The organism is Streptomyces pseudovenezuelae, from assembly GCF_029892565.1.
Taxonomy (GTDB): domain Bacteria; phylum Actinomycetota; class Actinomycetes; order Streptomycetales; family Streptomycetaceae; genus Streptomyces; species Streptomyces pseudovenezuelae_A.
Map to the genome: position 1 here is coordinate 13667 of NZ_JARXVH010000032.1, position 26056 is coordinate 39722.

At 69.9% G+C, this 26056-nt stretch carries 22 protein-coding genes; 11 read left to right on the plus strand and 11 right to left on the minus strand.

Translation table 11 applies throughout. The annotated features are described in order from the left end of the window. Positions 1 to 116 precede the first annotated feature (116 nt). On the minus strand, positions 117 to 1439 hold the full coding sequence (gene glp / locus M2283_RS48030; RefSeq protein WP_280882943.1) for a molybdotransferase-like divisome protein Glp: 1323 nt from the start codon (positions 1437 to 1439) through the stop codon (positions 117 to 119). Between the two features lie 5 nt (positions 1440 to 1444). Beyond that, complete coding sequence (gene galU, locus M2283_RS48035) at positions 1445 to 2347, minus strand: UTP--glucose-1-phosphate uridylyltransferase GalU (protein WP_280882944.1); 903 nt, start codon at positions 2345 to 2347, stop codon at positions 1445 to 1447. 94 nt (positions 2348 to 2441) lie between these two features. Between galU and M2283_RS48040 the strand changes: the two genes are divergently transcribed. Then, positions 2442 to 3065 carry a 5-formyltetrahydrofolate cyclo-ligase gene (locus tag M2283_RS48040; RefSeq protein WP_280882945.1) on the plus strand — a complete coding sequence of 208 codons (624 nt, stop codon included), beginning with the start codon at positions 2442 to 2444 and terminating at the stop codon, positions 3063 to 3065. Between the two features lie 89 nt (positions 3066 to 3154). Here M2283_RS48040 and M2283_RS48045 read toward each other — a convergent pair whose 3' ends face one another. Next, on the minus strand, positions 3155 to 5911 hold the full coding sequence (locus M2283_RS48045) for a penicillin acylase family protein (RefSeq protein ID WP_280882946.1): 2757 nt from the start codon (positions 5909 to 5911) through the stop codon (positions 3155 to 3157). A gap of 240 nt (positions 5912 to 6151) precedes the next feature. Between M2283_RS48045 and M2283_RS48050 the strand changes: the two genes are divergently transcribed. From M2283_RS48050 to mscL, 6 genes are all read left to right on the plus strand, one after another. Then, positions 6152 to 7687, plus strand: a complete 1536-nt coding sequence (locus tag M2283_RS48050; protein WP_280882998.1) for a potassium/proton antiporter — start codon at positions 6152 to 6154, stop codon at positions 7685 to 7687. Positions 7688 to 7996: 309 nt separating this feature from the next. Further along, positions 7997 to 9289 carry an MFS transporter gene (locus M2283_RS48055; protein WP_280882947.1) on the plus strand — a complete coding sequence of 431 codons (1293 nt, stop codon included), beginning with the start codon at positions 7997 to 7999 and terminating at the stop codon, positions 9287 to 9289. A 67-nt stretch (positions 9290 to 9356) separates the two neighbouring features. Further along, positions 9357 to 9707, plus strand: coding sequence for an FmdB family zinc ribbon protein (locus M2283_RS48060; protein ID WP_280882948.1), 351 nt, complete (start codon positions 9357 to 9359; stop codon positions 9705 to 9707). 110 nt (positions 9708 to 9817) lie between these two features. Next, entirely contained in the window at positions 9818 to 10651 is an 834-nt protein-coding gene (locus M2283_RS48065; RefSeq protein ID WP_280882949.1) for an S-methyl-5'-thioadenosine phosphorylase, read from the plus strand. A gap of 165 nt (positions 10652 to 10816) precedes the next feature. Continuing rightward, entirely contained in the window at positions 10817 to 11422 is a 606-nt protein-coding gene (locus M2283_RS48070) for a hypothetical protein (RefSeq protein WP_280882950.1), read from the plus strand. Positions 11423 to 11587: 165 nt separating this feature from the next. After that, positions 11588 to 12082, plus strand: coding sequence for a large conductance mechanosensitive channel protein MscL (mscL, locus tag M2283_RS48075; RefSeq protein ID WP_280882951.1), 495 nt, complete (start codon positions 11588 to 11590; stop codon positions 12080 to 12082). A 118-nt stretch (positions 12083 to 12200) separates the two neighbouring features. Here mscL and M2283_RS48080 read toward each other — a convergent pair whose 3' ends face one another. Then, positions 12201 to 12407 (minus strand): hypothetical protein, encoded by a 207-nt coding sequence (locus tag M2283_RS48080; protein ID WP_280882952.1) that lies wholly within the window; start codon positions 12405 to 12407, stop codon positions 12201 to 12203. 77 nt (positions 12408 to 12484) lie between these two features. On the opposite strand from M2283_RS48080, the gene M2283_RS48085 reads away from it, so the two are divergent. From M2283_RS48085 to M2283_RS48100, 4 genes are all read left to right on the plus strand, one after another. Further along, positions 12485 to 13768, plus strand: coding sequence for a low temperature requirement protein A (locus tag M2283_RS48085; RefSeq protein WP_280882953.1), 1284 nt, complete (start codon positions 12485 to 12487; stop codon positions 13766 to 13768). Positions 13769 to 13875: 107 nt separating this feature from the next. Next, complete coding sequence (locus M2283_RS48090; RefSeq protein ID WP_280882954.1) at positions 13876 to 14904, plus strand: P1 family peptidase; 1029 nt, start codon at positions 13876 to 13878, stop codon at positions 14902 to 14904. A gap of 233 nt (positions 14905 to 15137) precedes the next feature. Then, positions 15138 to 16367 (plus strand): L,D-transpeptidase, encoded by a 1230-nt coding sequence (locus M2283_RS48095; protein WP_280882955.1) that lies wholly within the window; start codon positions 15138 to 15140, stop codon positions 16365 to 16367. A 157-nt stretch (positions 16368 to 16524) separates the two neighbouring features. Beyond that, positions 16525 to 17280, plus strand: coding sequence for a DUF6227 family protein (locus tag M2283_RS48100; protein ID WP_280882956.1), 756 nt, complete (start codon positions 16525 to 16527; stop codon positions 17278 to 17280). Positions 17281 to 17346: 66 nt separating this feature from the next. Here the strand turns inward: M2283_RS48100 and M2283_RS48105 are convergent, their stop codons facing one another. The 7 genes from M2283_RS48105 to M2283_RS48135 form a co-directional block, all read right to left on the minus strand. Then, complete coding sequence (locus tag M2283_RS48105; RefSeq protein WP_280882957.1) at positions 17347 to 17604, minus strand: hypothetical protein; 258 nt, start codon at positions 17602 to 17604, stop codon at positions 17347 to 17349. A gap of 78 nt (positions 17605 to 17682) precedes the next feature. Continuing rightward, complete coding sequence (locus tag M2283_RS48110) at positions 17683 to 19782, minus strand: PTS fructose transporter subunit IIABC (RefSeq protein ID WP_280882958.1); 2100 nt, start codon at positions 19780 to 19782, stop codon at positions 17683 to 17685. A gap of 238 nt (positions 19783 to 20020) precedes the next feature. Then, the gene (pfkB, locus tag M2283_RS48115; protein WP_280882959.1) at positions 20021 to 20968 is read right to left on the minus strand and encodes a 1-phosphofructokinase; all 948 of its coding nucleotides are present in this window, start codon (positions 20966 to 20968) and stop codon (positions 20021 to 20023) included. Beyond that, positions 20965 to 21726 (minus strand): DeoR/GlpR family DNA-binding transcription regulator, encoded by a 762-nt coding sequence (locus M2283_RS48120; protein WP_280882960.1) that lies wholly within the window; start codon positions 21724 to 21726, stop codon positions 20965 to 20967. Before M2283_RS48120 ends, pfkB begins: the two co-directional genes overlap by 4 nt. Positions 21727 to 21895: 169 nt before the next feature. Continuing rightward, the gene (locus M2283_RS48125) at positions 21896 to 22414 is read right to left on the minus strand and encodes a hypothetical protein (RefSeq protein ID WP_280882961.1); all 519 of its coding nucleotides are present in this window, start codon (positions 22412 to 22414) and stop codon (positions 21896 to 21898) included. 7 nt (positions 22415 to 22421) lie between these two features. Beyond that, positions 22422 to 23153 carry a Crp/Fnr family transcriptional regulator gene (locus M2283_RS48130; RefSeq protein ID WP_280882962.1) on the minus strand — a complete coding sequence of 244 codons (732 nt, stop codon included), beginning with the start codon at positions 23151 to 23153 and terminating at the stop codon, positions 22422 to 22424. Between the two features lie 1327 nt (positions 23154 to 24480). Then, positions 24481 to 26004 (minus strand): MFS transporter, encoded by a 1524-nt coding sequence (locus M2283_RS48135; RefSeq protein WP_280882963.1) that lies wholly within the window; start codon positions 26002 to 26004, stop codon positions 24481 to 24483. Positions 26005 to 26056 lie beyond the last annotated feature (52 nt).

The window sequence follows — 26056 nt, forward strand, 5'->3', positions numbered from 1 at the left end:
CCGGTCCGGGCCCGTCGCGATGCGGCGCGCGGGCCTGTTGTGCGCGACACGGTACCGCCAAGTCGGCGCGGACAACGGACCAGCACGGTCTCGCGGACCGGCACGCACGCGTGGGCTCAGCCCAGCAGGACGACCTCGACCTCGGTGCCGGGCTCGACGGACTCCACGTCCTCGGGGACGACGATCAGCGCGTCGGCGTGCGCGAGGGCCGCGACCAGGTGCGATGCGGCACCGCCGACCGGGCTCACCGAGCCGTCGGCGTACGCGGCCCGCAGGAACTGCCGGCGCCCCTTCGGCGAGCTCAGCGCCTTGGCGGCGGTCAGGGTGGCCCGGGTCCTGGGCCTGTGCACGTCGTCGAGCCCCATGAGCGTGCGGATCGCGGGCCGCGCGAACAGCTCGAAGGAGACGTACGACGACACCGGGTTGCCCGGCAGGGCGAGCAGCGGTGTGTGGTCGGGGCCGATGGAGCCGAAGCCCTGGGGCTTGCCGGGCTGCATGGCGAGCTTGCGGAACTCGATGCCGCTGCCCGCCGCGTCCTCGTCACCGACGTGGGACAGCGCTTCCTTGACGACGTCGTACGCCCCGACGCTCACGCCGCCCGTGGTGACCAGGAGGTCGGCGCGGACGAGCTGGTCCTCGATGGTGGCGCGGAGGGTCTCGGCGTCGTCGGCGACGGCGCCCACCCGGTAGGCGATGGCGCCGGCGTCGATGGCGGCCGCGGTGAGGGCGAAGCTGTTGGAGTCGTAGATCTGGCCGCTGCCCAACTGCTCGTCGGGCTGGACGAGTTCGCTGCCGGTGGACATGACGACCACGCGCGGACGCGGGCGCACGCGTACCGTGCCGCGGCCGATCGCCGCGAGCAGTCCGATCTGCGGCGGGCCGAGGACGGTGCCCGCGTCGAGGGCTCGGTCGCCGGCCTTCACGTCGCTGCCCTTCGCGCGTACGTGTGCGCGTGCCTCGGCCGGCCGGTACACGTGCACGTGGCCCTCGGCGGCCTCGGGGGCCAGGCTGCGGGCGCGCATCCCGGTCACCGGTCCGTCGCCGAGTCCTCCGTCGGTCCACTCGACGGGGACGACGGTCTCGGCGCCGGGCGGCAGCGGGGCGCCGGTCATGATGCGGGCGGCCTGACCGGGGCCCACGTGCAGCAGGTCGGCCTGGCCCGCCGCGACGTCGCCGACGACCTCCAGGACGGCGGGGAACTCCTCGCTCGCGCCCGCGACATCCGCGACCCGTACCGCGTACCCGTCCATGGAGCTGTTGTCGAAGGGCGGCAGCGAGACCGGCACCGTGATGTCCTCGACGAGAACGCAGCCCTGGGCGTCCAGCAGCTGCAGCTCGATGGGTTCGAGGGGACGGACGGTGGCGAGGATGTCCTCCAGGTGTTCGTCCACCGACCACAGGTGGTCCGGGCCGGCTGTGCGGGGCGCGGCGCTGCTCAAAATCGCTACATCTCCTCGGCTACGTAACTGCGAAGCCAGGTCCGGAAGTCCGGGCCCAGATCTTCACGTTCGCACGCGAGTCTGACAATGGCACGCAGATAGTCACCGCGATCGCCGGTGTCATAACGGCGGCCCTTGAAGACGACGCCGTGCACCGGGCCACCGACCTTCTCGTCCTGGGCGAGCTGCTGGAGGGCGTCGGTGAGCTGGATCTCGCCGCCGCGGCCGGGCTCGGTCTTGCGCAGTATGTCGAAGATGTGCGGGTCCAGGACGTAGCGCCCGATGACCGCGTAGTTCGAGGGAGCGTCCGCCGGATCCGGCTTCTCGACCAGGCCGGTCACCTTGACGACGTCGCCGTCCGCGGTGGGTTCGACGGCCGCGGACCCGTAGAGGTGGATCTGCTCCGGCTCGACCTCCATCAGCGCGATGACGCTGCCGCCGTACTGCTCCTGGACCGCGACCATCCGCGCGAGCAGCGGGTCGCGCGGGTCGATCAGGTCGTCACCGAGCAGGACGGCGAAGGGCTCGTGACCGACGTGCGGGGCCGCGCAGAGCACGGCGTGACCGAGACCCTTGGGGTCGCCCTGGCGCACGTAGTGCATGGTCGCGAGGTCGCTGGACTCCTGCACCTTGGCCAGCCGGCCGGCGTCGCCCTTCTTCTGAAGAGCCGACTCGAGCTCGTAGTTGCGGTCGAAGTGGTCCTCCAGGGGGCGCTTGTTGCGCCCCGTGATCATGAGGACGTCATCGAGGCCCGCGGACGCGGCCTCCTCGACCACATACTGGATCGCCGGCTTGTCGACGACGGGCAGCATCTCCTTGGGAGTGGCTTTGGTGGCCGGCAGGAACCGGGTGCCGAGGCCGGCTGCGGGAATGACAGCCTTGCTGATCCTGGGGTGCGACTGAGTCATGTCCGCAACCTTATCCGGTGCCTTTGCAGTGAATCTGTGGGTCCGGTTAATTAGCTCTCATATGAGCGCATTAGGAAGGGTACGGGTGCGACCTGTGAGTCACATCGGACGTGCGGCCGAGCCTGACAAGCAAATGTTGCGGCGGGAGTTCATCGCGGTGAGGAACAGGTTGACGGCGGATGACGTGCGGGAAGCCGCGGGCGCGTTGGCGGAACGTGCCCTCGAACTGCCCGAGTTGGCGCACGCGCGCACGGTGGCGGCGTACGTCTCGGTGGGGAGCGAACCCGGAACGCTCGCGCTGCTGGACGCGCTGCACGCGCGGGGCGTGCGGGTCCTGCTCCCGGTGCTGTTGCCCGACAACGACCTGGACTGGGGCTCCTACGCCGGTGAGGACTCCCTCGCCCGGGTCCAACACGGCGGAAAGATGGCGCTGTTCGAGCCCACCGGCACGCGTCTGGGCCCGCACACCGTCACCGAGGCGGACGCCATGCTGCTGCCCGGGCTGGCGGTGGACACACGCGGGATGCGGCTGGGGCGCGGCGGAGGGTCCTACGACCGTGTTCTCGCCCGTCTGGAGCGCACGGACGCCCACCCCGCGCTGGTGGTGCTGCTCTACGACTCGGAGGTCGTCGAGCGCGTCCCGGTCCAGGCGCACGACCAGGCCGTGCACGCCGCGGTGACGCCTTCGGGAGTGCACCGCTTCCGTCGCGGGGCGTGACTTCCGTGGGCGGCGTGAGAAGACGTGAAAGGGCCCTCCACGCGTGCGTGGAGGGCCCTTTCACGTCCTGATGGCTTACCGCCGCAGGCTCACGGTTTCAGGACCAGCGTGTCGCTCGTGCTGTCGTCGACGGCCTTGTCCGAGAAGGACCACGGCAGCAGTTCGCCGTCGACCCACTTGCCGGTCTGGTCGGTGTAGTGAGCGCTGAAGGCGTGCCCCGAGGCGCCGGTGAGATTGATCCACTTTGACTTGTCGAGGTCGTCAAGGTTGACCACCATCCGCATCGACGGCACCCAGACGACGCCGTAACCGCCGGCCGCGTTCCAGCCGGTGGCGTTGACGGTCGCCTCGCCGCCGCCGAGCTTCCAGGGGCCGCGATTGAGGATGTACTGCACGATGCCGGGACCGTCGGTGCCGAGGGTCTGGTTCTTCAGGAACAGGCGGTGCAGCCGGCCCCAGCTCCAGGTGTCGATGTCCTTGCCGAGCTTGGAGGTCAGCTCCCAACGGGCGTCGATCATGGCGCGCTTGAACAGATCGTCACGGTTGTTGGTCGCGCCGGGCCGGGTGCCCGACTTGGGCGTGGTCCACCACTCGCTCTTCTCGTCGTTCATGAGGTTGCGCACGACCTCGAACCAGCGGTCGCCGCCGTCGGGTTGCGCCTGGTCGGCGTCGCGCTGACCGCACTCGCGGACCTTCTTGGTGTCGTCCACGGGCCCGGTGTCGTTGACGGGGTCGACCCACAGGCACTGGCTCTCGACCCGCAGCTCCTTGGGCAGCTTGTTGCCGAAGCCGAGCTTGAGGATGTTGCGCCAGACCGCGTTGAAGTAGGCGGCGGCCGCCGAGTCGGCGTCCTGGGTGTAGTCCCAGCCCTCCAGCAGCTCCTGTGCCTCGCGGACGTCCTTGTCGTCGATGTCGATCTTCAGCAGCTTGGGCACGAGCAGCTTGGCGATCTCACTGCTGTTGTCCAGCTGCATCTGCCGCATGTCGTCGGTGGAGATCTTGCCGCCGCCCTTGATCTTCGACTGGATCAGGTCGGTGATGCGCTGGCTGCGGGTGCCGTAGCCCCAGTCCGTGGTGAGGGTGTAGGGGTACTTGTCCTCGTCGACCACGGCCTGGTTGGCGGTGACGATGTACCCGCGCGTGGGGTCGAACTCGTAGGGCAGCTCGTCCTGCTTGATGAAGCCGGTCCACGCGTACTTGGAGTCCCAGCCCGGCGCGGGGATCGAACCGTCGTCGCCCTTCGCGCGCGTGGGGATCCGTCCGGGCAGCGTGTACCCGATGTGGTTGTCGGTGTCGGCGTAGACGAGGTTCTGCGAGGGCACGTCGAACAGGGCGGACGCCGAGCGGAACTCGGTCCAGTTCGACGCCTTGTCGATCGCGAAGACGGCGTCCATGGTGGTGCCCGCGTCCAGCGCGGTCCAGCGCAGGGCGATGCCGTAGCCGTCGCCGCGGTCGGGCGCGGCCGTGTCGACGGTGGCCTTCTTGCCGACCTTCACCAGCTCGTCGTCGCGGTCGGACAGCAGGGGCCCGTTGTTCGTCTCGCGGACGACGATCTTCTTGGAGGCGCCGCCGGCGACCTTGATGGTCTCCGTACGGGACTTGAAGGGCTTCACGGTGTCGTCGTACAGGTAGCCGTCGCCGCTGAGCTTCTCCAGGTAGAGGTCGGTGACGTCGACGCCCGAGTTGGTCATGCCCCAGGCGATGTCCTGGTTGTGGCCGATGACCACGCCGGGCATGCCCGAGAAGGTGTAACCGGTCACGTCGTACTGGCACTTGGCGGAGACCGTGCGGCAGTGCAGGCCCATCTGGTACCAGACGGACGGCAGCGAGGCCGAAAGGTGCGGGTCGTTGGCCAGCAGCGGCTTGCCGGTGATGGTGTACTTCCCGGCCACGACCCACGAGTTGGAGCCGATGCCCTGGCCGTTCACGCCGACGGCCGTGGGGACGTCGTCCAGGACGTTGTAGAGGCCCGAGAGCTGGCTCTCCAGGGTCGAACCCGCCGTCGACGTGGACGAGCCCGTCGTGCCGCTCGTGGACGTCCCGGAGGTCCCGCTGTCGCCCTGCTCGAAGGTCTGGGTGAGCTCGTCGTACTGGCCCTCCTGGACGATCGCCTGGTTGCGGCTGTACGGGTAGTCCGGGTACAGGTCCTTGATCTGCTTGGGGCCAAGGCGGCTGGTCATCAGGGCGCGGTCGATCTCGTCCTGCATGTTGCCGCGCAGGTCCCAGGCCATCGCCTTCAGCCACGCGACGGAGTCGACCGGGGTCCACTGCTCGGGCTTGTAGTCGTTGGTGAAGCCCAGAGCGGCGTACTCCAGGGAGATGTCCTTGCCGTCCTTGCCCTTGAGGTAGGCGTTGACTCCCTTGGCGTACGCCTGGAGGTACTTCTTCGTGGAGGCCGACAGCTTGGTGTCGTACTCCTCCTTGGCGACCCGGTCCCAGCCCAGGGTGCGCAGGAACTTGTCGTTCTTGACCTGGCCCTTGCCGAACATCTCCGACAGGCGCCCGGAGGTCATGTGCCGGCGCACGTCCATCTCGTAGAACCGATCCTGCGCCTGGACGTAGCCCTGCGCCATGAACAGGTCCGCGTCGGAGGAGGCGTAGATCTGCGGGATGCCGTAGTTGTCACGCTTGACGTCGACGGGTCCTGACAGACCGTCGAGCGTGATGGAGCCCTTCGTCTGCGGGAAGGACGCACGGACGGTACTGATGGACCAGTACGCCCCGTAGGCGACGCCTCCGATGATGGCCAGCACCAGGACGAGGACGACAAGGCGGGCTTTGCGCCCCTTCTTCCTGCCGGACTTGCGGGCCTTGCGACCCGTTGAGGCGGTGGTGTTGGGGGGCATCGCTGTCCTTGCTGTCCTTCCGCGAGCGGCAGGCGGGCTTGTCCATGTGACTGAGCGCTGGAGCAACCATAGGCGCAGGGCCCCGAGCCCCTTGACGCGGTGTCGGGAACGAGCGCGGGCGAGCGTTCGATCTTGCCTCGGCGAGCGTCAAGAAATCGTCAAGAGTTAGGTAAGGTAACGAAGTACCTGGATGCGGAGCTCCATGGGCTCGTGTCCTATGTACGTGAGCTCCCGCGCGGGATGCGCGTGAGCCAGGGAAGGGAACGGCCGCTGACTGTCCACCACCTCAACCAGCTCCTGTTCGTCTGCTCGCTCGTCCTGCTCGTAGCCGTGGCCGCGGTCCGGATCTCCTCGCGCAGCGGGCTCCCCAGCCTGCTCGTGTACCTGGGGATCGGCGTCGCCATGGGGCAGGACGGCGTCGGCGACATCCGCTTCGACAACGCCGAACTGACCCAGGTCATCGGATACGCGGCCCTGGTCGTGATCCTCGCCGAGGGCGGTCTTGGCACGAAGTGGAAGGAGATCAAGCCGGCCCTGCCGGCGGCCTCCGCGCTGGCCCTGGTCGGCGTAGCGGTGAGCGTGGGGGTAACGGCATCGGCCGCGCACTACCTGATCGGCCTCGAATGGCGCCAGGCGCTCATCGTCGGGGCGGTCGTCTCCTCGACGGACGCGGCGGCGGTCTTCTCGGTGCTGCGCAAGATCCCGCTGCCCACACGCGTGACGGGCACCCTGGAGGCCGAGTCCGGCTTCAACGACGCCCCTGTCGTCATCCTTGTCGTCGCCTTCTCGACGGCGGGCCCGGTCGACCACTGGTACGCGCTGCTCGGCGAGATAGCTCTGGAACTGGCCATCGGCGCCGCCATCGGCCTCGCGGTGGGCTGGCTGGGCTCCTGGGGCCTGCGGCACGTGGCCCTGCCCGCCTCCGGCCTCTACCCCATCGCCGTCATGGCGATCGCCGTCACGGCGTACGCGGGAGGCGCGCTGGCGCACGGCAGCGGCTTCCTGGGCGTCTACCTCGCCTCGATGGTGATGGGCAACGCCAAGCTGCCGCACTGGCCCGCCACGCGCGGGTTCGCCGACGGGCTCGGCTGGATCGCCCAGATCGGCATGTTCGTGCTGCTCGGCCTCCTGGTCACCCCGCACGAACTCGGCGACGACATCTGGCCCGCCCTCGTCATCGGCATGGTGCTCACGATGGTGGCGCGCCCCTTGAGCGTGGTGGTGTGCCTGACGCCGTTCCGTGTGCCCTGGCAGGAGCAGACCCTCATGTCCTGGGCCGGGCTGCGGGGTGCGGTGCCCATCATCCTGGCGACGATCCCCATGGTGGAGGGCGTCGACGCCAGCCGCCGCATCTTCAACATCGTCTTCGTCCTGGTCGTCGTCTACACCCTGATCCAGGGACCGACCCTGCCCTGGCTCGCCCGCAAGCTGCGCCTGGGCGAGGACGCCGAGGCCGCCGACCTCGGCATCGAGTCGGCGCCCCTGGAGCGACTGCGCGGCCATCTTCTGTCGGTCGCCATTCCCGACGGCTCCAAGATGCACGGCGTCGAGGTGGCCGAGCTGCGGCTGCCCGCCGGGGCAGCCGTCACCCTCGTCGTCCGCGAGGGAAAATCGTTTGTCCCGCTGCCGACCACGGTGCTGCGACACGGCGACGAACTCCTCGTCGTGGCCACGGACCCCGTCCGCGACGCGGCGGAACGACGCCTACGGGCCGTGGGCCACGGCGGCAAGCTGGCCGACTGGCTGGGGCCGGACGGGGCGGGCGCTGGGCGCTGACATGCCCTCCCACGTCGCGTCACGCCGTTAAGGGTGTGTTTCCTACGGTTCACACCCAAGGCAATCGCAGGTGAACGTCCGCATGGTGCTCACTTTCACAGGAGCACCAGTCCTTGATCCCTGTAGGATGAAGGCAGACTTTGATCGAACCAACTCTGCCTGACGCAGAGCTGGCGCGACCGTATGGCGGTCGGAACGCTCTCCACGGTGGAGACAGCAGGCTCCGGCATCTACCGCAGTTCCGCGCAAGAGGACAGCTCTCGGCGCCCCCGCACGGGCGCGCTACCAGGCGGCAGAAAGGCACGGGCCGTGGCATCCACGGTCACCACCGAGCCGTCGGAGAACTCGTCGGCTCCCACCCGCCCGGGGTACGGACAGCTGCTGCGCACCCGCGGCGCCTGGACCTTCCTGCTCCCCGGCTTCGCGGCACGCCAGCCGTTCGCGATGCTCACCATCTCCATCGTGCTGCTCGTGCAGCACACCACCGGCTCGTACGGCGCCGCGGGCGCGGCCGCGGCCGTCACGGGCGTCTCCATGGCCCTGTTCGCGCCCTACAACGGCCGCCTCGCGGACCGCTACGGACAGCGCACCGTGCTGCTCCCCGGCGTACTGGTGCACACGCTGTCGGGTCTGACCCTGACGGCGCTCGCCCTGGCCCACGCGCCTTTGTGGGCGCTGTTCGTGGCCGCCGTGCCCACCGGCGCCTCGGTGCCGCAGATCGGCCCCATGGTGCGCGCCCGCTGGGGCGTGAAGCTCCAGGACTCGCCCCTGCTCACCACCGCCGCGGCCTTCGAGTCCGTCACCGACGAACTGACCTTCGTCTTCGGCCCGCTGCTCGCCACCGCCCTGTGCACGGCCGTCGACCCGGCCGCCGGCCTGGTGACGGAAGCGGCGCTGACCCTCATCGGCGGCCTGCTGTTCGCGGCGCAGAAGAGCACCCAGCCCACGGTCGCGCTCACCGGGCACGCACGCGTGGAGCACGTTTCCGCGCTGAGCATCCCCGGCATACGCGTACTGATCGTGACCTTCCTGGGCATCGGCTCCGTCTTCGGCGGCATGCAGGTCTCCCTGGCCGCGTTCACCGAGTCGATCGGCGAACCCGGCCTCAACGGCGTCCTGTACGGAGTCTTCGCGGCGGGCAACATGATCTCCGGCATCGTCTGCGGCGCGATCGCGTGGAAGACGGCTCCACAGCGGCGCCTGGTCGTCGGCTACGGCGCCCTCGCGCTCGCGGCCTCCGGACTGTGGGCGGCGCACTCGGTGCTCGTCCTGGCCGGCCTCGGCCTGCTCGTCGGCATGTGCATCGCGCCCGCGCTGATCACCGGCTACACGCTCGTCGAGGGCCTGGTCCCGGCGGGCGCGCGCACGGAGGCGTTCACCTGGCTGACGGGTGCGGTCGCACTCGGTCAGGCGGCCGCCGTCACCATCGCCGGACAGTTGGAGGACCGCTTCTGGGGAGGCGCCGGGTTCCTGGTGCCGGCGGCGGGCACGATACTGGCCCTGGCGACTCTCCTGACCCTCCGCTCACGCCTCGCGGTGCGGCCCCGCAGCCGGACCGTGGCACGTGGCGTCGGTCACCGCGTGCCGGTGACGGTGGACTGATCCTCAGGAATACGTCACTATGGACCGTCGTTAGCACTCACTGAGTGAGAGTGCCAGGAGGAAGACAGTGCCCACTTACCAGTATCAGTGCACCGAGTGCGGCGAGGGCCTCGAGGCGGTGCAGAAGTTCACCGATGACGCCCTTACCGAGTGCCCCAACTGCGGTGGCCGCCTGAAGAAGGTGTTCTCCGCGGTCGGCATTGTCTTCAAGGGCTCCGGTTTCTACCGCAACGACAGCCGCGGCTCCTCTTCGAGCAGCGCGCCGGCGTCGTCGGGATCGTCGTCCAAGTCGACGTCGTCGTCCTCTTCGAGCGACTCGTCGTCTTCATCGTCCTCTTCGTCTTCTTCTTCGTCCTCCTCGGACTCGAAGTCGAAGTCGTCGAACACCGGCTCCTCCTCCAGCAGCTCCGCCGCTTAGGACTCGCTCACGGGACCCTGTCGTCGTAGGACGGCAGGGTCTTCGGTGTTCCCGGAGGTGTTCCCGGAGCGGCTCACCGCGCGCCGTCGGGGCCGGTTACTGTGCTGGTCATGGCGAACGCAGAGATCGGTGTAATCGGCGGCTCGGGCTTCTACTCGTTCCTCGAGGACGTGACCGAGATCCAGGTGGACACCCCGTACGGGCCGCCCAGCGACTCCCTCTTCCTCGGCGAGGTCGCCGGCCGACGGGTCGCCTTCCTGCCCCGGCACGGACGCGGCCACCATCTGCCCCCGCACCGCATCAACTACCGCGCCAACCTGTGGGCGTTGCGGTCGGTCGGGGTGCGCCAGGTCCTCGGTCCGTGCGCGGTGGGGGGTCTGCGCCCCGAGTACGGACCGGGCACGCTGCTCGTGCCGGACCAGCTGGTCGACCGTACGAAGTCCCGGGTCGGGACGTACTTCGACGGGTTGCCGCTGCCCGACGGCAACGTGCCGAACGTGGTACACGTGTCCCTGGCCGACCCGTACTGCCCCACCGGACGCGCCGCCGCGCTCAAGGCCTCGCGCGGACAGGGCTGGGAGGCGGTGGACGGCGGCACGCTCGTCGTGATCGAGGGGCCGCGCTTCTCGACCCGCGCCGAATCGCTCTGGCACCAGGCGCAGGGCTGGTCGGTGGTGGGCATGACCGGCCACCCGGAAGCGTCACTCGCCCGTGAACTGGAGCTCTGCTACACGTCGATGACCCTGGTCACCGACCTCGACGCGGGCGCCGAGACCGGCGAGGGCGTCTCGCACGACGAGGTGCTGCAAGTGTTCGCGGCGAACGTGGACCGACTGCGCGGCGTGCTGTTCGACGCGGTGGCAGGTCTGCCCGCCACCGAGGACCGAGACTGCCTGTGCACGACGGCACTGGGCGGCATGGATCCGGGGTTCGCGCTGCCGTAGCGGGGCGGGTGCGGAGGGCTGTGGACGGCTGGCGAGCGCGGAACGTCCCGTTCGGGTGAGGGAGTTGTCCACAACCCGTCGGTAGTCCACCTGCCTCGGCGAGCGTCGGCGAAAAGCCTCATCGTGGGCTCGCAAGCCGATTCCTCGTCGCAGGTGGTGACCCGCATGTCCTTTCCGCACCCTTCCTTTCCGCACCCTTCCCTTCCGCCCGTCTGCTCGCCCCCTTCCCTCTCCCCCATCTCCGCCCGGCCCGCCCCTCGTTGGGCCCAGCGCCCGCCCGGCACCGACGCTCCCGCCACCTGCGAGGTGCCGCACTTCGCTCCCGTGCGGGTGCGGGGCGGGCGGTATCAACTGCGGCGGCTCGTACGGCATCGACGGCGGGCCCTGGCCGCGGGCCTGGCCGTGACAGCGGCCGCGCTGGTGGCGGCGGGTCCGCAGGACACGGACCGGGCGCGTGGGCATCGGGTGGCGGAGCCGGTACGACCACACCGTGCCGTCGAGATGGTGGCCGCGCCGGTGCGGATCACCGACGGCGCCACGGTCCGGCTCCTGCGGCCCGGTGACCGGGTCGACGTCATCGCCGCGCGGGAGACGGCGACGGGCGGTGACGCGCGCGTGGTCGCACGCGGGGCGCGGGTGACCAAGGTGCCGGAGCCGTTGGACAGTTCGGTCGACAGCGGGGCGCTGGTCGTTCTCTCGGTTCCTCGCTCGCTGGCGGCGCGGCTGGCCGGCGCCGGGGCCACGGCACGGTTGGCGGTGACGCTGTGCTGAGCGGTGACCTTGCGCCGAATCGGGTCGTCCACGTCGTCCGCGTTCTGCGCGACCGCTTGTCAAGTCCCTCGTTCGAGCTACCCAATTGGACAGGGCGGCCGTGCCCTGACGTAGGTTGCGGAGCTGTTTGTTCCACAACCTGTGCGTGCGAGAAGAGGCCCCGCGGTGAGCGAGAAGAAGGATCCGAGCGTCTGGCAGGGCTTCAAGGCCTTCCTGATGCGCGGGAACGTCGTCGACCTGGCGGTGGCGGTAGTCATCGGCGCCGCGTTCACGAACATCGTGAACGCGGTGGTGAAGGGGCTCATCAACCCGCTCGTCGGGGCGATCGGCACCCAGAACCTCGACAGCTACAGCTCGTGCCTGAGCGACAGTTGCTCCGGCGACAAGGGCATCCAGCTCATGTGGGGCTCGGTCCTCGGCGCCGCGCTGAGCTTCGTGATCACCGCGGCCGTCGTCTACTTCCTGATGGTCCTGCCGATGTCGAAGTACCTGGCACGGCAGGCGGCCCGGGAGAAGGCGAAGGAGGGCGCGCACGAGGTCATCGAGTTGACCGAGTTGGAAGTGCTCAAGGAGATCCGCGACGCGCTGGTCGCGCAGCGCGGCTCCACGCAGGGCGGCTCGGGGCAGAGCGCCCCCGGGCAGGGCGAGCCGCAGCAGTAGCAGTAGCGGCGGCTGTCCGCCGGGTCCGTCCGGCCCGGCGGACAGCGTGGCGGTCGGCGGTCGGCGCGGCGATCAGTGCGGCAGGCGACGCAGCGGGCGGCGTGGCCGTCGGCATGGCTCAGATGTGGTGGGGCGGCTTCTCGTCGAGGAAGCGCTTCAGGTCCGCCGCGCTGCCGCCGTCGGCGCCGGGACGCTCACCCCAGCCGCGGTCCGTGTCGTCCGAGGACTGCTGGTCCAGCGGATCGTCGAAGATCAGCGCCGGCTTCGGCTCGCGCGGCTCGGAGGCGCCGGCAGCGGCTGTGGCGGGGTCGGGGGCGGTGGTCATGCGTCCAGAGTACGACCCCCGCGCTCTTGTGAATGCTTTCACAAGAATTTCCGCGGATTATCTGGTGTGCTGGACCCATGACGAGCAGTTCGACTCCGCCGACGGCGTCCTCCGACGAGCCCGCACGCCACAGACCCCTGCGCAGGATCACGGCCCGGGGCCGGGACGAGGCGCACCGCGTCGCCTCCCCGCTCGAGCTCTTCTTCGACCTGTGCTTCGTGGTGGCCGTCGCCCAGGCGGGCGTCCAACTGGTGCACTCCGTGGCCGAGGGACACCCGGGCGAGGGGATCCTCAACTACGCGATGGTCTTCTTCGCCATCTGGTGGGCGTGGATGAACTTCACGTGGTTCGCCTCGGCCTACGACAACGACGACGTGCTCTACCGGGTCGTCACCCTGGTCCAGATCGCCGGAGTGCTCGTCCTGGCGGCCGGGATCTCCCGGGCGTTCGAGGACCACGAGTTCCTGGCCGTCTGGCTGGGCTACCTGATCATGCGGCTCGCCATGAGCGCACAGTGGCTGCGGGTCGCGTGGTCGAGCGAGGGTGCGGAGAGAACGACGGCGTTGCGGTACGCCGGCGGTGTACTGCTGTGCCAGGTCGGCTGGTTGGGGCTGCTGGTCCTCCCCGAGGGCGGCCGCGCCTGGGTCTTCCTGGTGATGGCGATCCTCGAGATGTGCGTACCGATCTACGCGGAGAAGGACCACCCCACCTCCTGGCACCCGCACCACATCTCCGAGCGGTACGGGCTGTTCACGATCATCGTGCTCGGCGAGACCATCGCCTCGGCCACCATCGCCGTGAAGTCGGGGGTCGACGAGAACGACGCCCTGGGCGAGCTTCTGCCCATCGCCGCGGGCGGGTTGCTGATCATCTTCGCCGCCTGGTGGATCTACTTCGTGGTCCCCATCCACGGGCACCTGCGCTCCAACCGGCAGTCCTTCCTGTGGGGTTACGGCCACTACCTGATCTTCGCCTCGGCGGCCGCGATCGGCGCGGGCCTGGAGGTGGCGGTCGAGCAGGCGGTCGGCGAGGCGCACATCTCCACACTGGCCGCGTCGGCCGCGGTGACCCTGCCGACGGCGCTGTACCTGCTCACGGTCTGGGTGCTGCACGCGCGCTTCTACAAGGTGGGCACGGCCCAGCAGTTGGTCCTGCCGACCGCCGCCCTGCTGGTGATCCTCTGCACGTTCCTGGGCGACTGGGCGGTACTCGCCGCCGGCATCGTGTCCGCGCTGACGGTGGTGACCGGGGTGACGCTGACGGCACGGATGGTCGCCGGGGAGCGCCGGGCGGGCGGGACGGGCGAGGCTGGCGAGGCTGGCGAGGATCATGGGCAGCGCGCGGCGACGCCGGAGGTGTGACCGGAGTACCCGCGCCCCGAGCACCGGCGCCCGGGGCACCCGCGCCCCGAATACGCGCCCCCACGCCGCTCGCGCCACCGCGCCCCGCGTCGGGCAAGACTGGGCCCATGACAGTTGACGCATTGACGGACGTGGCCGGTGTGCGGGTGGGCCATGCGACGTGTATCGGCGACGGTTGGCTCACCGGTACCACCGTCGTCCTCGCGCCGGAGGGAGGTGCCGTGGCCGCCGTGGACGTGCGTGGTGGCGGGCCCGGCACCAAGGAGACCGACGCCCTCGACCCGCGCAACCTCGTGCAGAAGGTCGACGCGATCGTCCTGACCGGCGGCAGCGCGTACGGGCTCGACTCGGCGTCCGGGGTGATGGCGTGGCTGGAGGCACAGGGGCGTGGAGTGCGCGTTGGGCCGGATCCCACGCACGTCGTGCCGGTGGTACCCGCGGCCTGCGTCTTCGACCTGGGGCGGGGCGGCGACTTCTCCGCCCGGCCCGACGCGGCCACCGGTCGGGCCGCGGTCGAGGCGGCTGCGGCGAGTGCGGCCGGGGCGCGGGTGCGGGAGGGGTGCGTGGGTGCCGGTACGGGGGCGACGACGGGGCCGTTGAAGGGCGGGATCGGTACCGCGAGCGTCGTACTCGACTCGGGGGTCACGGTGGCGGCGCTGGTCGTGGCCAACGCGGCGGGGTCGGTGGTGGATCCCGAAACGGGCGTGCTGTACGGGGAGTTGTTCCAGGGGCGCGTGGACTATCCGGAGGTGCAGGTGCACGAAGCCGCGCGCCGGCGCCTCGCGGAGTCCCAGGCGAAGAACGCCCGCCCTCCGCTCAACACCACGCTCGCCGTCGTCGTCACCGATGCGGAGTTGTCGAAAGCGCAGGCGCAGAAGCTGGCCGGCACGGCGCACGACGGCATCGCGCGCGCTGTGCGGCCGGTGCATCTGCTGCATGACGGGGACACGGTGTTCGCGCTGGCGACCGGGGCACGCGCGCTCGACGCCGAGAACCCTCTCGCGCTGAACGACCTCCTCGCGGCGGGCGCGGACCTGGTGACGCGCGCGATCGTACGAGCCGTGCGCGCCGCGGAGTCGGTGGCGGGGGCGGGCGGGGAGTGGCCGTCGTACGAGGAGTTGTACGGGGGGCGGTGACGCCGGGGGCGGGGGCGGGGCGGGCGGGAGGGGGGAGGGGGGAGGGGGCCCCAGGGGAGAGAGGAAGGGCGTTCGGCACGGCGTTCCCGCGGGCCAGAGCGCGTCGGTGATTGTCCGGGTTTTGTCACGCGATGGCGTTCATGGGGAACGGAGGGAACCCGTGCGGGGGCGGGGTCCCTCTTTGTTCACGCATCGCAGCGGATCACGCACATCACACGAACCTGGAGCAGCCCGTGACAACGCCGGACATAGCAGCGCGGCGCGTACTGGGGGCCATCGCCGCCCTGGTGGTCGGCACCCTCACCCTCAGCGCGTGCGGTGGCAACGCCAGCGCGGACTCCAACACCAAGAGCGACGGCAAGAACGGTGACACGTCGGTCAAGACGTCCGTCGCGAAGATCGTCATCTCGGCCAAGGACGGCTCGACCAACGCGTCGATCAACTCGACCGGTGTGCAGGTCAGCGGCGGCAGGCTGGCCGGCGTGAAGATGACGGTGGCCGGGTCGGGGCAGGCTGTCGACGGCGCGATGTCGGCGAACGGCAGCAGCTGGAAGCCGAAGGAGCAGTTGGAGCGCGGGACGAAGTACGAGATATCGGCGACCGCGAAGGACGCGAGCGGCAAGACCGCCGCCGCCAACTCGATCTTCACCACGGTTTCTTCGGCCAACAGCTTCATCGGGACGTACACGCCGGACAACGGCACGACGGTCGGTGTCGGGATGCCGGTGTCGTTCAATTTCGACAAGGCGATCAGCGACACGAAGGCCGTGCAGTCGCACATCACGGTCTCGTCCAGCAGCGGGCAGAAGGTCGAAGGGCACTGGTTCGGGGCGCAGCGGCTCGACTTCAGGCCCGAGGAGTACTGGAAGGCCGGCTCCAAGGTCACGATGAAGATCGACCTGGACGGCGTGCAGGGCGCGAACGGCGTCTACGGGGTGCAGAAGAAGACCGTCACCTTCACCATCGGGCGCTCGCAGGTCTCCACGGTCGACGTCAACACGCAGACCATGACGGTCGTACGCAATGGTCAGACCCTCAAGTCGGTCCCGATCTCGTCGGGCAGCCCGGATCACACGACGTACAACGGGCAGATGGTGATCTCCGAGAAGTTCACGCAGACGCGGATGAACAGCCGGACGGTCGGGCTCGGCGGCGAGTACGACATCCCGGATGTTCCGCACGCGATGCGGCTGACCTCGTCGGGGACGTTCATCCACGGGAACTATTGGTACAACAAGGCCAACCCGCCCTTCGGTCAGACGGGCACCAGCCACGGCTGTGTCGGGCTCGCGGACGTGCAGGGCGCGCAGGGTCCGACGAACGCCAAGTGGTTCTACGACAATTCACTCATCGGGGATGTAGTGATCGTGAAGAACTCCCCCGACAAGACGGTCTCCCCGGACAACGGGCTCAACGGCTGGAACATGTCGTGGAGCGAGTGGACCGCCGGAAGTGCCGCCTGACCGGCGGTTTTTGACGGATCTTCGGGCCGTGCGGGAACTCCCCGCACGGCCCGCGCGTTTTGTGGACGTACGTTTTCTCGGTTCCCGGACATGATGTCCGACCGAGGGGCTACGGTATGCACCCACAAGGTGACATGCAGCAACGCCGGGAGAAACCTTGAGCGTTCCGTACGAGACGGCAGCGTACGAACCACCCGAGTCGCCCGAGTCTCCGGAGGAGCACCTCGAGCGGCTCCTCGGCCGTGCCCTGAACTCCTTCGAGCTGCCGGACGAGACCATACGGCGACTCGACTGCGCGCTGGCGCACGACAGTTCGCTGCACTCCGCGCACCACAGCGCGGGCCTGCACCGCGAGACATACCGGCACACCTGGTTGCTCGCCGACGGCTCGGCGCTCACCCTGTGGGAGCTGGTGCACAACACCGCGCCGGGCAGCGCCGCGCAGCACGAGGTGTACGTCGACGAGGAGGAGCTGCGGGCGGCCACCGCGCGCCTGCCGCTGCCGCCGGACGCCCCGGACTTCGAGCTGCCGGTGACGGTGCAGCTCTCGCCGGTCCCCGCGCCGCGCCACGCGTACCTGCCGGACGACTCGGCGGATCACGCGCGCCGGCTCCTGCGCCGCGCGGAGAACACCGACCGGCCGGACGCGGACACCGCCGATCTGCTGACCATGGCGTGCGCGCACCAGATCACGCAGGCCTTCGGGCGCCCGTGCCGTTCGGTGCGCGCCGGGTTGTGCTTCTCGCTCTACGAGCACGCGTTCCTGCTGTGCGACGGCGCGGAGGTCTCCCTGTGGGAGGTCGAGCACACGGCGACGCCGGACGGGCGGCACATGTGCGAGGTGTACGTGACGGAGGACGCGGCCCGCGACGCGATCGAGCGGCGGGCGGCGCAGGTCTCCCGAAGGGCGTAGGGCTCCAGAAGGGTGTAGGCCTCAACGGCCGTTGCGCTGGCGACCGTTGCTCTGGTGGCCGTTGCGCTAGCGGCCGTTGCTGAGCTGTCGTACGAGACCCGCGAACGCGTCCTTCTCCGCCGGGGTCAGTTCGACGGACTCCAGGTGAGGGGCCGTTCGGCGTTGGTGCGGGAGCGCGTGCAGGGTGGGGTCGTCGCGCCAGGGAGCGGCGCCGGAGCGCGCGCGGCGCAGCAGGCGGACCAGGCCTGTCAGCCAGACGACCGTGGCGAAGGCGAGCAGGGCCACGCCCAGTGACTGCAGGATCGAGACGTGCTCATCGGGCATGCGCCCAGTAGACATCACGGCCCGGGACTTTGGTCCCGGGCCGTGATGTATCTCGCAGACTTACGCGAAGCGTGACAGTTACGCCGCCACCGGCTCCTTCTTCTCCGCCGTCGGCGCGGCCGTGGAGTCCGGGGAATCCGTGGTCACGGCGCCCGGGGCCGGTTTGCGCATGCCCTTCAGGACGATCACCAGGGCGGCCGTGACGCACACGCCGGCCGCGATGGCGATCAGGTAGAGGAAGGGGTTGCCGATCAGCGGGACCACGAAGATGCCGCCGTGCGGGGCGCGCAGGGTGGCGTCGAAGGCCATCGACAGGGAGCCGGTGATCGCGCCGCCCACCATCGAGGTGGGGATGACGCGCAGCGGGTCGGCCGCGGCGAACGGGATCGCGCCCTCGGAGATGAAGGACGCGCCCAGGACCCAGGCGGCCTTGCCGTTCTCGCGCTCGGTCTGCGTGAAGAGCTTGCCGCGGACCGTCGTGGCCAGGGCCATCGCGAGCGGCGGGACCATGCCGGCCGCCATGACCGCGGCCATGATCTTCATCGCCGAGTCGCTGGGGTTGGAGACCGCGATGCCGGCGGTGGCGAAGGTGTACGCGACCTTGTTGACGGGACCGCCGAGGTCGAAGCACATCATCAGGCCGAGCAGGGCGCCGAGCAGGATGGCGTTGGAGCCGGTGAGGCCGTTGAGCCAGTCGGTCATGCCCTTCTGCGCGGAGGCGATGGGTTTGCCGATGACGACGAACATCAGGAATCCGACGATCGCCGAGGAGATCAGCGGGATCACCACCACCGGCATGATGCCGCGCAGCGCCGCCGGGATGTTGATCTTCTGGATCGCCATCACCACGCCGCCGGCGATCAGACCGGCCGCCAGGCCGCCCAGGAAGCCCGCGTTGATGGTGAGGGAGATCGCGCCGCCGACGAAGCCGGGGACGAGACCTGGGCGGTCCGCCATGCCGTACGCGATGTAGCCCGCGAGGACCGGGACGAGGAAGCCGAAGGCGACGCCGCCGATCTGGAAGAGCAGGGCGCCCCAGCTGTCCGCCTGGGTCCACAGGAAGTGGTCCATGACCGACGGCGCCTTGTTGATCTTGTACCCGCCGATCGCGAACCCGAGGGCGATCAGCAGACCGCCCGCCGCGACGAACGGCACCATGTAACTGACGCCGGACATCAGCCACTTGCGCAGCATGGAGCCGTAGCCCTCGCCCGTGTCACCGCCGCGCTCGACGGGGGTCGCGGCGCCCGAACCGGCCGTCACCTCGCCCCGTTCCGCCTTCTGGCGCACCTCGGAGATCAGCTCGCCGGGGCGGTTGATGCCCGCCTTCACACCGACGTCGACGGTCGGCTTGCCGGCGAAGCGGTCCTTCTCCCGTACGGGCACGTCGTGGGCGAAGATCACGCCGTCCGCCGCCGCGATCACCGCCGGGTCGAGCCGGGTGAAGCCGGCCGAGCCCTGCGGCTCGACGACGATCTCGATGCCCGCCTCGCGGCCCGCGTTCTCCAGCGACTCGGCCGCCATGTACGTGTGGGCGATGCCGGTCGGGCAGGAGGTGACGGCGACGACCCGGAAGGGGCGCTCGGCGGAGTCGGGTGCGCCCGGCGCCCGGCTCGCACTACCCGCTGCGGCATCGGCGGAGGCCGCCCCCGACGCCGCAGCGGTGTCCTGGGGGGCGCTCACGGCGCCCTCAGCGGCGCTCGACGCGGCACGCGCGCCCTCGCCCTCACTCTCGCTCTCGTCCCCGCGGATCAGCGCCGCAGCCGCCTCCGCGTCGCCCGCCGACCGCAGCGCGTCGGTGAACTCGGCGTTCATCAGATGCCGGGCCAGCGACGACAGGATCGTCAGGTGGGCGTCGTCGGCGCCGGCGGGCGCGGCGATCAGGAAGATCAGGTCGGCGGGGCCGTCCGGGGCACCGAAGTCGACCCCGGCCGCGCTGCGCCCGAAGCCGAGCGTCGGTTCGGTGACGTACTCGCTGCGGCAGTGCGGGATGCCGATGCCGCCGTCGAGGCCGGTCGGCATCTGCTGCTCACGCGCGGCGACGTCGGCGAGGAAACCCTCCAGGTCGGTCACCCGCCCCAGAGTCACCATGCGCTCGGCCAGGGCGCGTGCCGCGGCTTCCTTGGTATCGGCGGACAGGTCGAGATCGACCAGGTCCGCGGTGATGATGTCGCTCATCGCGGGCTCCTTCGCACGCGTATCGCCCGGGGAGTTGAGTGGGCGCGTATGGGGACGGGGGCGGTGTGGGGGGTTGTGGGGAGCGGGGGGTGATGGGGGTGCGGGGAGTGGGGGAAACCGGGGCCCGGAGTCACAGGACCGGGGCAGGCGACCAAGGGATCGCCCCGCCGCCCCGGGGCCGGCCGAAGAGGAGTGCCAAGAGGCATACGAGGGGGTGTACGAGGAGGCATACGAAGGTTCATGACACCGGCTCCGTCAGTGCGCGGTCCGCCGGTATCTCGGCCGTCACCGTCACCGCGGCCGGGTCCAGGTCGCCCGGCGCCGGCATCACGCTGCCCGGCAGCTGGACGGCCGCCGCGCCGTGCGCGACCGCGGAGGCGAGGGCCTCCGGTCCGCTGCCGCCGGCGATCAGGAATCCGGCGAGCGAGGAGTCGCCGGCGCCCACATTGCTGCGTACGACGTCCACGCGCGCGCTGCCGAACCAGGCGCCCGAGCCGTCCACGAGCAACTGCCCGTCGGCGCCCAGGCTCGCGAGCACGGCGCGCGCGCCCATCTCGCGCAACTCCTCGGCCGCCTTCACCGCGTCGCCCACCGTGGCCAGCGGGCGTCCGACGGCCTCGGCGAGTTCCTCCGCGTTCGGCTTCACGACGTCGGGCCGCTCGCGCAGCGCTTCGAGGAGTGCGGGCCCCGAGGTGTCCAGGGCGATCCGAGCGCCCCCGGCGTGCGCCCGCGCGACGACATCGGCGTACCAGGCGGGCGCGAGCCCTCGCGGGAGGCTGCCGCAGCAGGCGATCCAGTCCGCGTCCCGTGACTGCGCGCGCACCGTCTCCAGGAGCAACTCCTGCTCCTCCGGCGACAGTTCGGGACCCGGGGCGTTGATCTTGGTGAGTACCCCGTCCGCCTCCGCGAGCGCGATGTTCGAGCGGGTGGCGCCCGCGACCGGGACCGGCGCGACCTCGATGCCCTGGGCGTCGAGCAGGTCGGCGACGAGCGCGCCCGGCGCACCACCCAGGGGCAGGACGGCGACCGTGCGCCGTCCGGCGGCCGCGACGGCGCGCGAGACGTTGACGCCCTTGCCGCCCGGGTCCATGCGTTCGCCGGTGGCGCGTATGACCTCGCCGCGCTCCAGCGAAGGGACCTCGTACGTACGGTCCAGGGACGGGTTGGGGGTGACCGTGAGGATCATGCGCGCACTACTTCCGTACCACCGCGCTCGATGTCGGCGGCGTCTTCCGGGCTCAGCCCGCTGTCGGTGATCAGCAGGTCCACGTCGTTCAGGTCGCCGAAGCGGGCGAAGTGCTCCTGGCCGTACTTGGAGGAGTCGGCGAGCAGCACCACGCGGCGGGCGGCGGCGACCGCCGCGCGCTTCACCGCGGCCTCGGCGAGGTCGGGGGTGGTCAGGCCGTGGTCGGCGGAGAAGCCGTTGGCCGCCACGAACAGGACATCCGCCCGGATCTCGCCGTACGCCCGCAGCGCCCAGGCGTCCACGGCGGCGCGCGTACGGTGACGCACGCGCCCTCCGACGAGGTGGAGCTGGATGCCGGGGTGGTCCGCGAGGCGCGCGGCGATGGGCAGGCTGTGCGTGACGACGGTGAGGGAGGCCTCCAGCGGGATGCCGGCGGCCAGCCGCGCCACGGTCGAACCGGCGTCGAGGATCATCGTGCCCTCGCTCGGCAGTTCCGCGACGGCCGCCTTCGCGAGGCGGTCCTTCTCGTCGGCCGCGGTGCTCTCGCGCTCGGCGAGGTCCGGCTCGAAGTCGAGACGCCCGGCCGGTATGGCACCGCCGTGCACACGGCGGAGCAGGCCGGCGCGGTCGAGGGCCTTCAGGTCCCGGCGGATCGTCTCCGCCGTCACCTGGAACTCCTCGGCGAGCGACACGACGTCGACCCGGCCGCCGTCACGGGCGAGCCGGAGGATCTCCTGCTGCCGCTCCGGTGCGTACATGTCCGTTCGCCTCCGACTCGATGCCTGACCGTTCCCGACCAATGCCCGAACTTGTGGTTTCTCTCGGAGGCTACGCCCGGATTTCCGGAAAGTAAACGGGTTCGGACACGACTCAGACGTAAACGGGCAGCAGCCCCTCGTGTCGGTCAGCGGCAGGCGCTCCGGTCCGTCAGCTGTGCCGCTGCGTTTTGATCTTCTGTTGGGCGGCGATGACGGCGCGGACCAGTTCGTTGCGGGCCGCCTCCTGGCGCATGGCCCTGGCGAGCTGGGTGCGGTGCTCCAGGAGGGGCACCTTCACGGCCGGACCCGGGTCGGGCAGGGCGGTGGCGATGTACTCGTCGACGCGCTCGACGACCTTCGCCAGTTCGGGGCGGACGGCCTCCACATGGTCGGCGATCCCCTTGATCATGTTGTTGATCTGGGAGATGTCCTCGAAGTCGTCGGCGCGGCACGGCTTCTGCGCGAGGCGGCACTGGGCCTTGTAGAGGTCGGCGAGCCACTCGGCGGGCTTGTCGAGTTCGGTGTTCGCCTCGTCCTTGCTGCGGATCGTCCGCATCCAGGCGAAGACCTGCTTGTGGTGCAGCAGGGTGTACGTGGCGAGGACACCCGTGACCAGGAAGGAGACGGCGGTCAGCGCGAGGGAGCCGGCGCCGGTGCCGATCGCCAGCGTGGTGGTGCTGGTCATCATGCTGTGGTCAGCTCCCGGCGGCGAAGTGACGCAGCGCGTCGACGTCGTGAACGATGAACTGGCGGTACCGGGCTTCGATGTCGCCGTGGTAGCGCAGGGTCCGGATCGCGTTCTCCACGGTGGACATGGCGATCTGGAGGGCGGCGGCGATGTCCTTCTGGCCCGGGCCGGATATGACGGTCCAGCCCGTCCGCGGGTCGGGGACACCCACGGTGTCGGCGAGGTGCGCCAGCAGTCTGCCGATGCGCTCCAGGGGCGGCCGGGTGGCCATGGCGTACACGAGCTCGTCGCTGCGGTTTCGGTCCTCCAGGCTGCACAGGAGGGCGAGTTGGATCTCGGGTCGGCGGCGCAGCAGGACGTTGAAGTGGCGTGCGCGGCAGGGGATGGCCACGGTCCTGGCCAGGCACTTGGTGCGGACGCCGGAGCCGGGGGTGACGAGCTTGGCCTCGCCGACCAGCTGACCGCCGCCCCGGAAGCGCGTGACGGTGGGGACGTTGTCCCCCTCGCCCAGCGGGAAGCGGTCCTGCCGTACGACGCCCTCCCAGATGATGTACACGTCCCGGCCGTCCGACCCCAGCGGCAGGAGCTCGTCCCGGCCGAAGACACGGCCGCGCAGTCCGGCCTGCAGCAGGGTCTGCCAGTCCTCGGCCGGGAGGCGCTGCAGGAAGCTTCCCTCTGGTTTGTCCTCGTGGCCCAGGAGCAGGCCGGTCGGCCGGGAGGTGTCGACGGTCGCGGGCATGCTCACTCCCCCGCTCCGGCGCCCGCAGCGGCGCGTGTCCCGGCGTACGCGCCCTGCGGCGCGCTGTGGTGACGACGTGTCACGGGTGAGGTACCGCGGTGTCCGCGGCCCGACGGCGGAATGACGCCGTCGTCGTTGACGGTGCGCATCGACGTTGATCCCTGTTCTGTTGGCGCTCTGGAACCCCACTGGTCAGCGGGGTTCCGGGTGGTGGGTCCTGCTCCCTCTCCGAGAGGTACGACAGCGCCCGGGTGGTGAGGCCGGGCGGGGGTGGAGACGGTTGAGCGAGATAAAGCTACCCCTCGCCGCGAGTGCAGAGCCAGTCGTGTTTTCGAAGGCACGGCGCCAAATAGTGATCATGACGCAAACCCCTCATTCCGGGGTTTTGTTACAGAAGATCACGCGCAATCCGGACAGGAAAGCCACCGGGCTTTTGCGCAATTACGGATCCCGGTTATCGGCGCACCCCACAGGGTGCGGCAGGACCCTTCCCGGGTGAGCGACATATGACGCCCGCACAAACCCAAAGCAAAAACGAGAGGCCCCGGGGCACCACCCCCAGGACCTCCCGGAAAGGTCCGGACCCACCAGGGATCAGACCGCTGCCCAGTAAACACCACGGATGGCCTTTCGGTCACTCCCCGTCAGGCGACAGTCAGCCACCGCCAGCGCATGGCCAGCCGAAACCCCCGCCCACGGGGGTTCGTTACGGACAACACAGCACCCCGCACGTGCCGACATGGCGCCCCACCCGGCCGTACGTTTTACCCCCTTTATCCAAACAGGGGCGAGACGGCCCCGACCGCACAGGGCCGTGACAGCGTTATCAATTGAAGGCCACCGATCAAGAGTCAACAGATTCGGTCAACACGCACCCATCCGCCCGACCCCCTCACCGGCCGGAAGCACACCCACCGGACCCGGCGGAGCGAACCGCCACCACCGACCCAATTAACCCGCCACCGCTTCAGTAATTTCTTTTCTGGAGGTAATCAGGACCGACAGAAAATACGGCGTTTCCGCACGAGGAACGGAATCCCGTACGGGAATCCACAGTTCACCCTCGCACATCAACAAATGTCGACTAAGGAACAAGGTCGCCGCCCGTCGGTCCAACAACCGGTTCGCCCACGCACGGTGAACTTATGACCTGTCAGTTTTGTTGCAGAGCACGCAAGTTGAGCGCGTGGGACACCTAAAAACCGGAGTGTTCCACTCAGAAGCGATCATTCATGTACGTAGTGCCGCGTTCGGCACATCAAGGACCCCGCCCCGGTACGACCTCGGGGCGGGGTCCTGTCCACGGCGCCTGCGTCGCCGTACGGCTTCAACTCCCGCTCGGCTGCGCCTCCTTGACCGCCTTGGCCCCCCGCCCCGGCAGCGCGAACATCAACAGGAAGATCAGCCCCATCACGCCGGCCACCCACCCCAGCGCCCCCTGGAACGCGTCCACGAACGCCGCCCCCACCCGCTCCGGCGCCAGGTGGTCGTCCATCGCGCCGAAGAAGACCACCGACACCAGCCCGAGCCCGAGCGCATTGCCCATCTGCTGCACGGTGTTGATGAGTCCGGACGCGGAGCCCGCGTGCTCGCGCGGTACCTCGGACAGGATCGTGTCGGTCAGCGGGGCGAAGATCAGGCCCATGCCGGCGCCCATCACGACGAGCGGGAGCGCCATCTGCCAGGAGGCGATGCCCAGTCCGTACCGCTCGGACTCCCAGAGGTAGAGCAGCACGCCCACGGCCATCACCAGCGCACCGGCCTGGAGGACGTTGCGTCCGCCGACGCGCGGCACCAGCTTCCGTACGGACATCCCGGCCGCCACCGAGACGGCGATGGAGAACGGTACGCCGGTCAGCCCCGCCCGCAGCGGGCTCCAGCCCAGTCCGATCTGCATGTACAGCGTCCAGACGAGGAAGAAGATGCCGAGTGCGACACCGAAGACGGTCTGCACGGCGATGCCGGCCGCGAAGCTCTTCACCTTGAACAGGGAGAGTTCGACGAGCGGGGAACCGTCCCGTGCCGCCTTCTTCTTCTCGTACGCCACCAGCCCGGAGAAGACGCCGATCGAGCCGGACATCGACACGAACCCCCAGGCGGGCCAGCCCAGTTCCTCGCCGCGGGTGAGCGGGTAGAGCAGCATCAGCAGGCCGAGGGTGACCAGGGCGACGCCCACCAGGTCCAGCTTCAGCGCGCGCGGTGCCTTCGACTCGGTGATGAAGCGGCTGCCGAGGATCAGGCCCGCGATGCCGACGGGCAGGTTGATGAGGAAGATCGGGCGCCATTCGAGGCCGAAGAGGTTCCACTCGGTGAGCAGGGCGCCGAGCAACGGTCCCATGACCGCGCCCAGGCCCACGACGGCACCGAACAACCCGAACACCTTGCCCCGCTCATGGGCGGGGAAGGTGGCGTGCACGATCGACAGCACCTGCGGCACCATCATCGCCGCCATCCCGCCCTGCAGGATCCGCGAGGCGACCAGCATCTCCGGGTTCGCGGCGAAGCCGCACAGCGCGGAGGCGAGCGTGAAGCCGCCGATGCCGATGAGGAACAGCCGCTTGCGGCCGTGGATGTCACCGAGCCGACCGCCCGTGATCAGGCCGGCGGCGAAGGCGAGCGCGTAACCGGCGGTGATCCACTGGATCTGGCTGAAGGAGGCGCCCGCGTCCCGCTGGATCGACGGGATCGCGACATTGACGATCGTGACGTCGACGAGGTCCATGAAGGCCGCGGTCATCACGATGGCGAGGGCGAACCAGCGACGCCGGTCGCCGGCGGCGGCCCGAGCACCGTCATCCGGTGCCGGCGTCGCCGGCCGGGCGCTGAGAGGGGTGGTCTCCGTTGAGGTCATGGAACGAACCTAGAAGGCCATTAGGTCAGATCGTGTCCTAGTTCTGCGGCAT

What these genes read in the sequence shown, in the direction of transcription:
- M2283_RS48130 (WP_280882962.1), bottom strand. Translation starts at nt 23,153, where the DNA reads ATGCCCGCGACCGTCGACACCTCCCGGCCGACCGGCCTGCTCCTGGGC.
- M2283_RS48135 (WP_280882963.1), bottom strand. Translation starts at nt 26,004, where the DNA reads ATGACCTCAACGGAGACCACCCCTCTCAGCGCCCGGCCGGCGACGCCG.
- M2283_RS48045 (WP_280882946.1), bottom strand. Translation starts at nt 5,911, where the DNA reads ATGCCCCCCAACACCACCGCCTCAACGGGTCGCAAGGCCCGCAAGTCC.
- M2283_RS48050 (WP_280882998.1), top strand. Translation starts at nt 6,152, where the DNA reads ATGCGCGTGAGCCAGGGAAGGGAACGGCCGCTGACTGTCCACCACCTC.
- M2283_RS48105 (WP_280882957.1), bottom strand. Translation starts at nt 17,604, where the DNA reads ATGCCCGATGAGCACGTCTCGATCCTGCAGTCACTGGGCGTGGCCCTG.
- M2283_RS48090 (WP_280882954.1), top strand. Translation starts at nt 13,876, where the DNA reads ATGACAGTTGACGCATTGACGGACGTGGCCGGTGTGCGGGTGGGCCAT.
- M2283_RS48125 (WP_280882961.1), bottom strand. Translation starts at nt 22,414, where the DNA reads ATGATGACCAGCACCACCACGCTGGCGATCGGCACCGGCGCCGGCTCC.
- M2283_RS48110 (WP_280882958.1), bottom strand. Translation starts at nt 19,782, where the DNA reads ATGAGCGACATCATCACCGCGGACCTGGTCGATCTCGACCTGTCCGCC.
- M2283_RS48065 (WP_280882949.1), top strand. Translation starts at nt 9,818, where the DNA reads ATGGCGAACGCAGAGATCGGTGTAATCGGCGGCTCGGGCTTCTACTCG.
- pfkB (WP_280882959.1), bottom strand. Translation starts at nt 20,968, where the DNA reads ATGATCCTCACGGTCACCCCCAACCCGTCCCTGGACCGTACGTACGAG.
- M2283_RS48070 (WP_280882950.1), top strand. Translation starts at nt 10,817, where the DNA reads ATGTCCTTTCCGCACCCTTCCTTTCCGCACCCTTCCCTTCCGCCCGTC.
- galU (WP_280882944.1), bottom strand. Translation starts at nt 2,347, where the DNA reads ATGACTCAGTCGCACCCCAGGATCAGCAAGGCTGTCATTCCCGCAGCC.
- M2283_RS48120 (WP_280882960.1), bottom strand. Translation starts at nt 21,726, where the DNA reads ATGTACGCACCGGAGCGGCAGCAGGAGATCCTCCGGCTCGCCCGTGAC.
- M2283_RS48080 (WP_280882952.1), bottom strand. Translation starts at nt 12,407, where the DNA reads ATGACCACCGCCCCCGACCCCGCCACAGCCGCTGCCGGCGCCTCCGAG.
- M2283_RS48085 (WP_280882953.1), top strand. Translation starts at nt 12,485, where the DNA reads ATGACGAGCAGTTCGACTCCGCCGACGGCGTCCTCCGACGAGCCCGCA.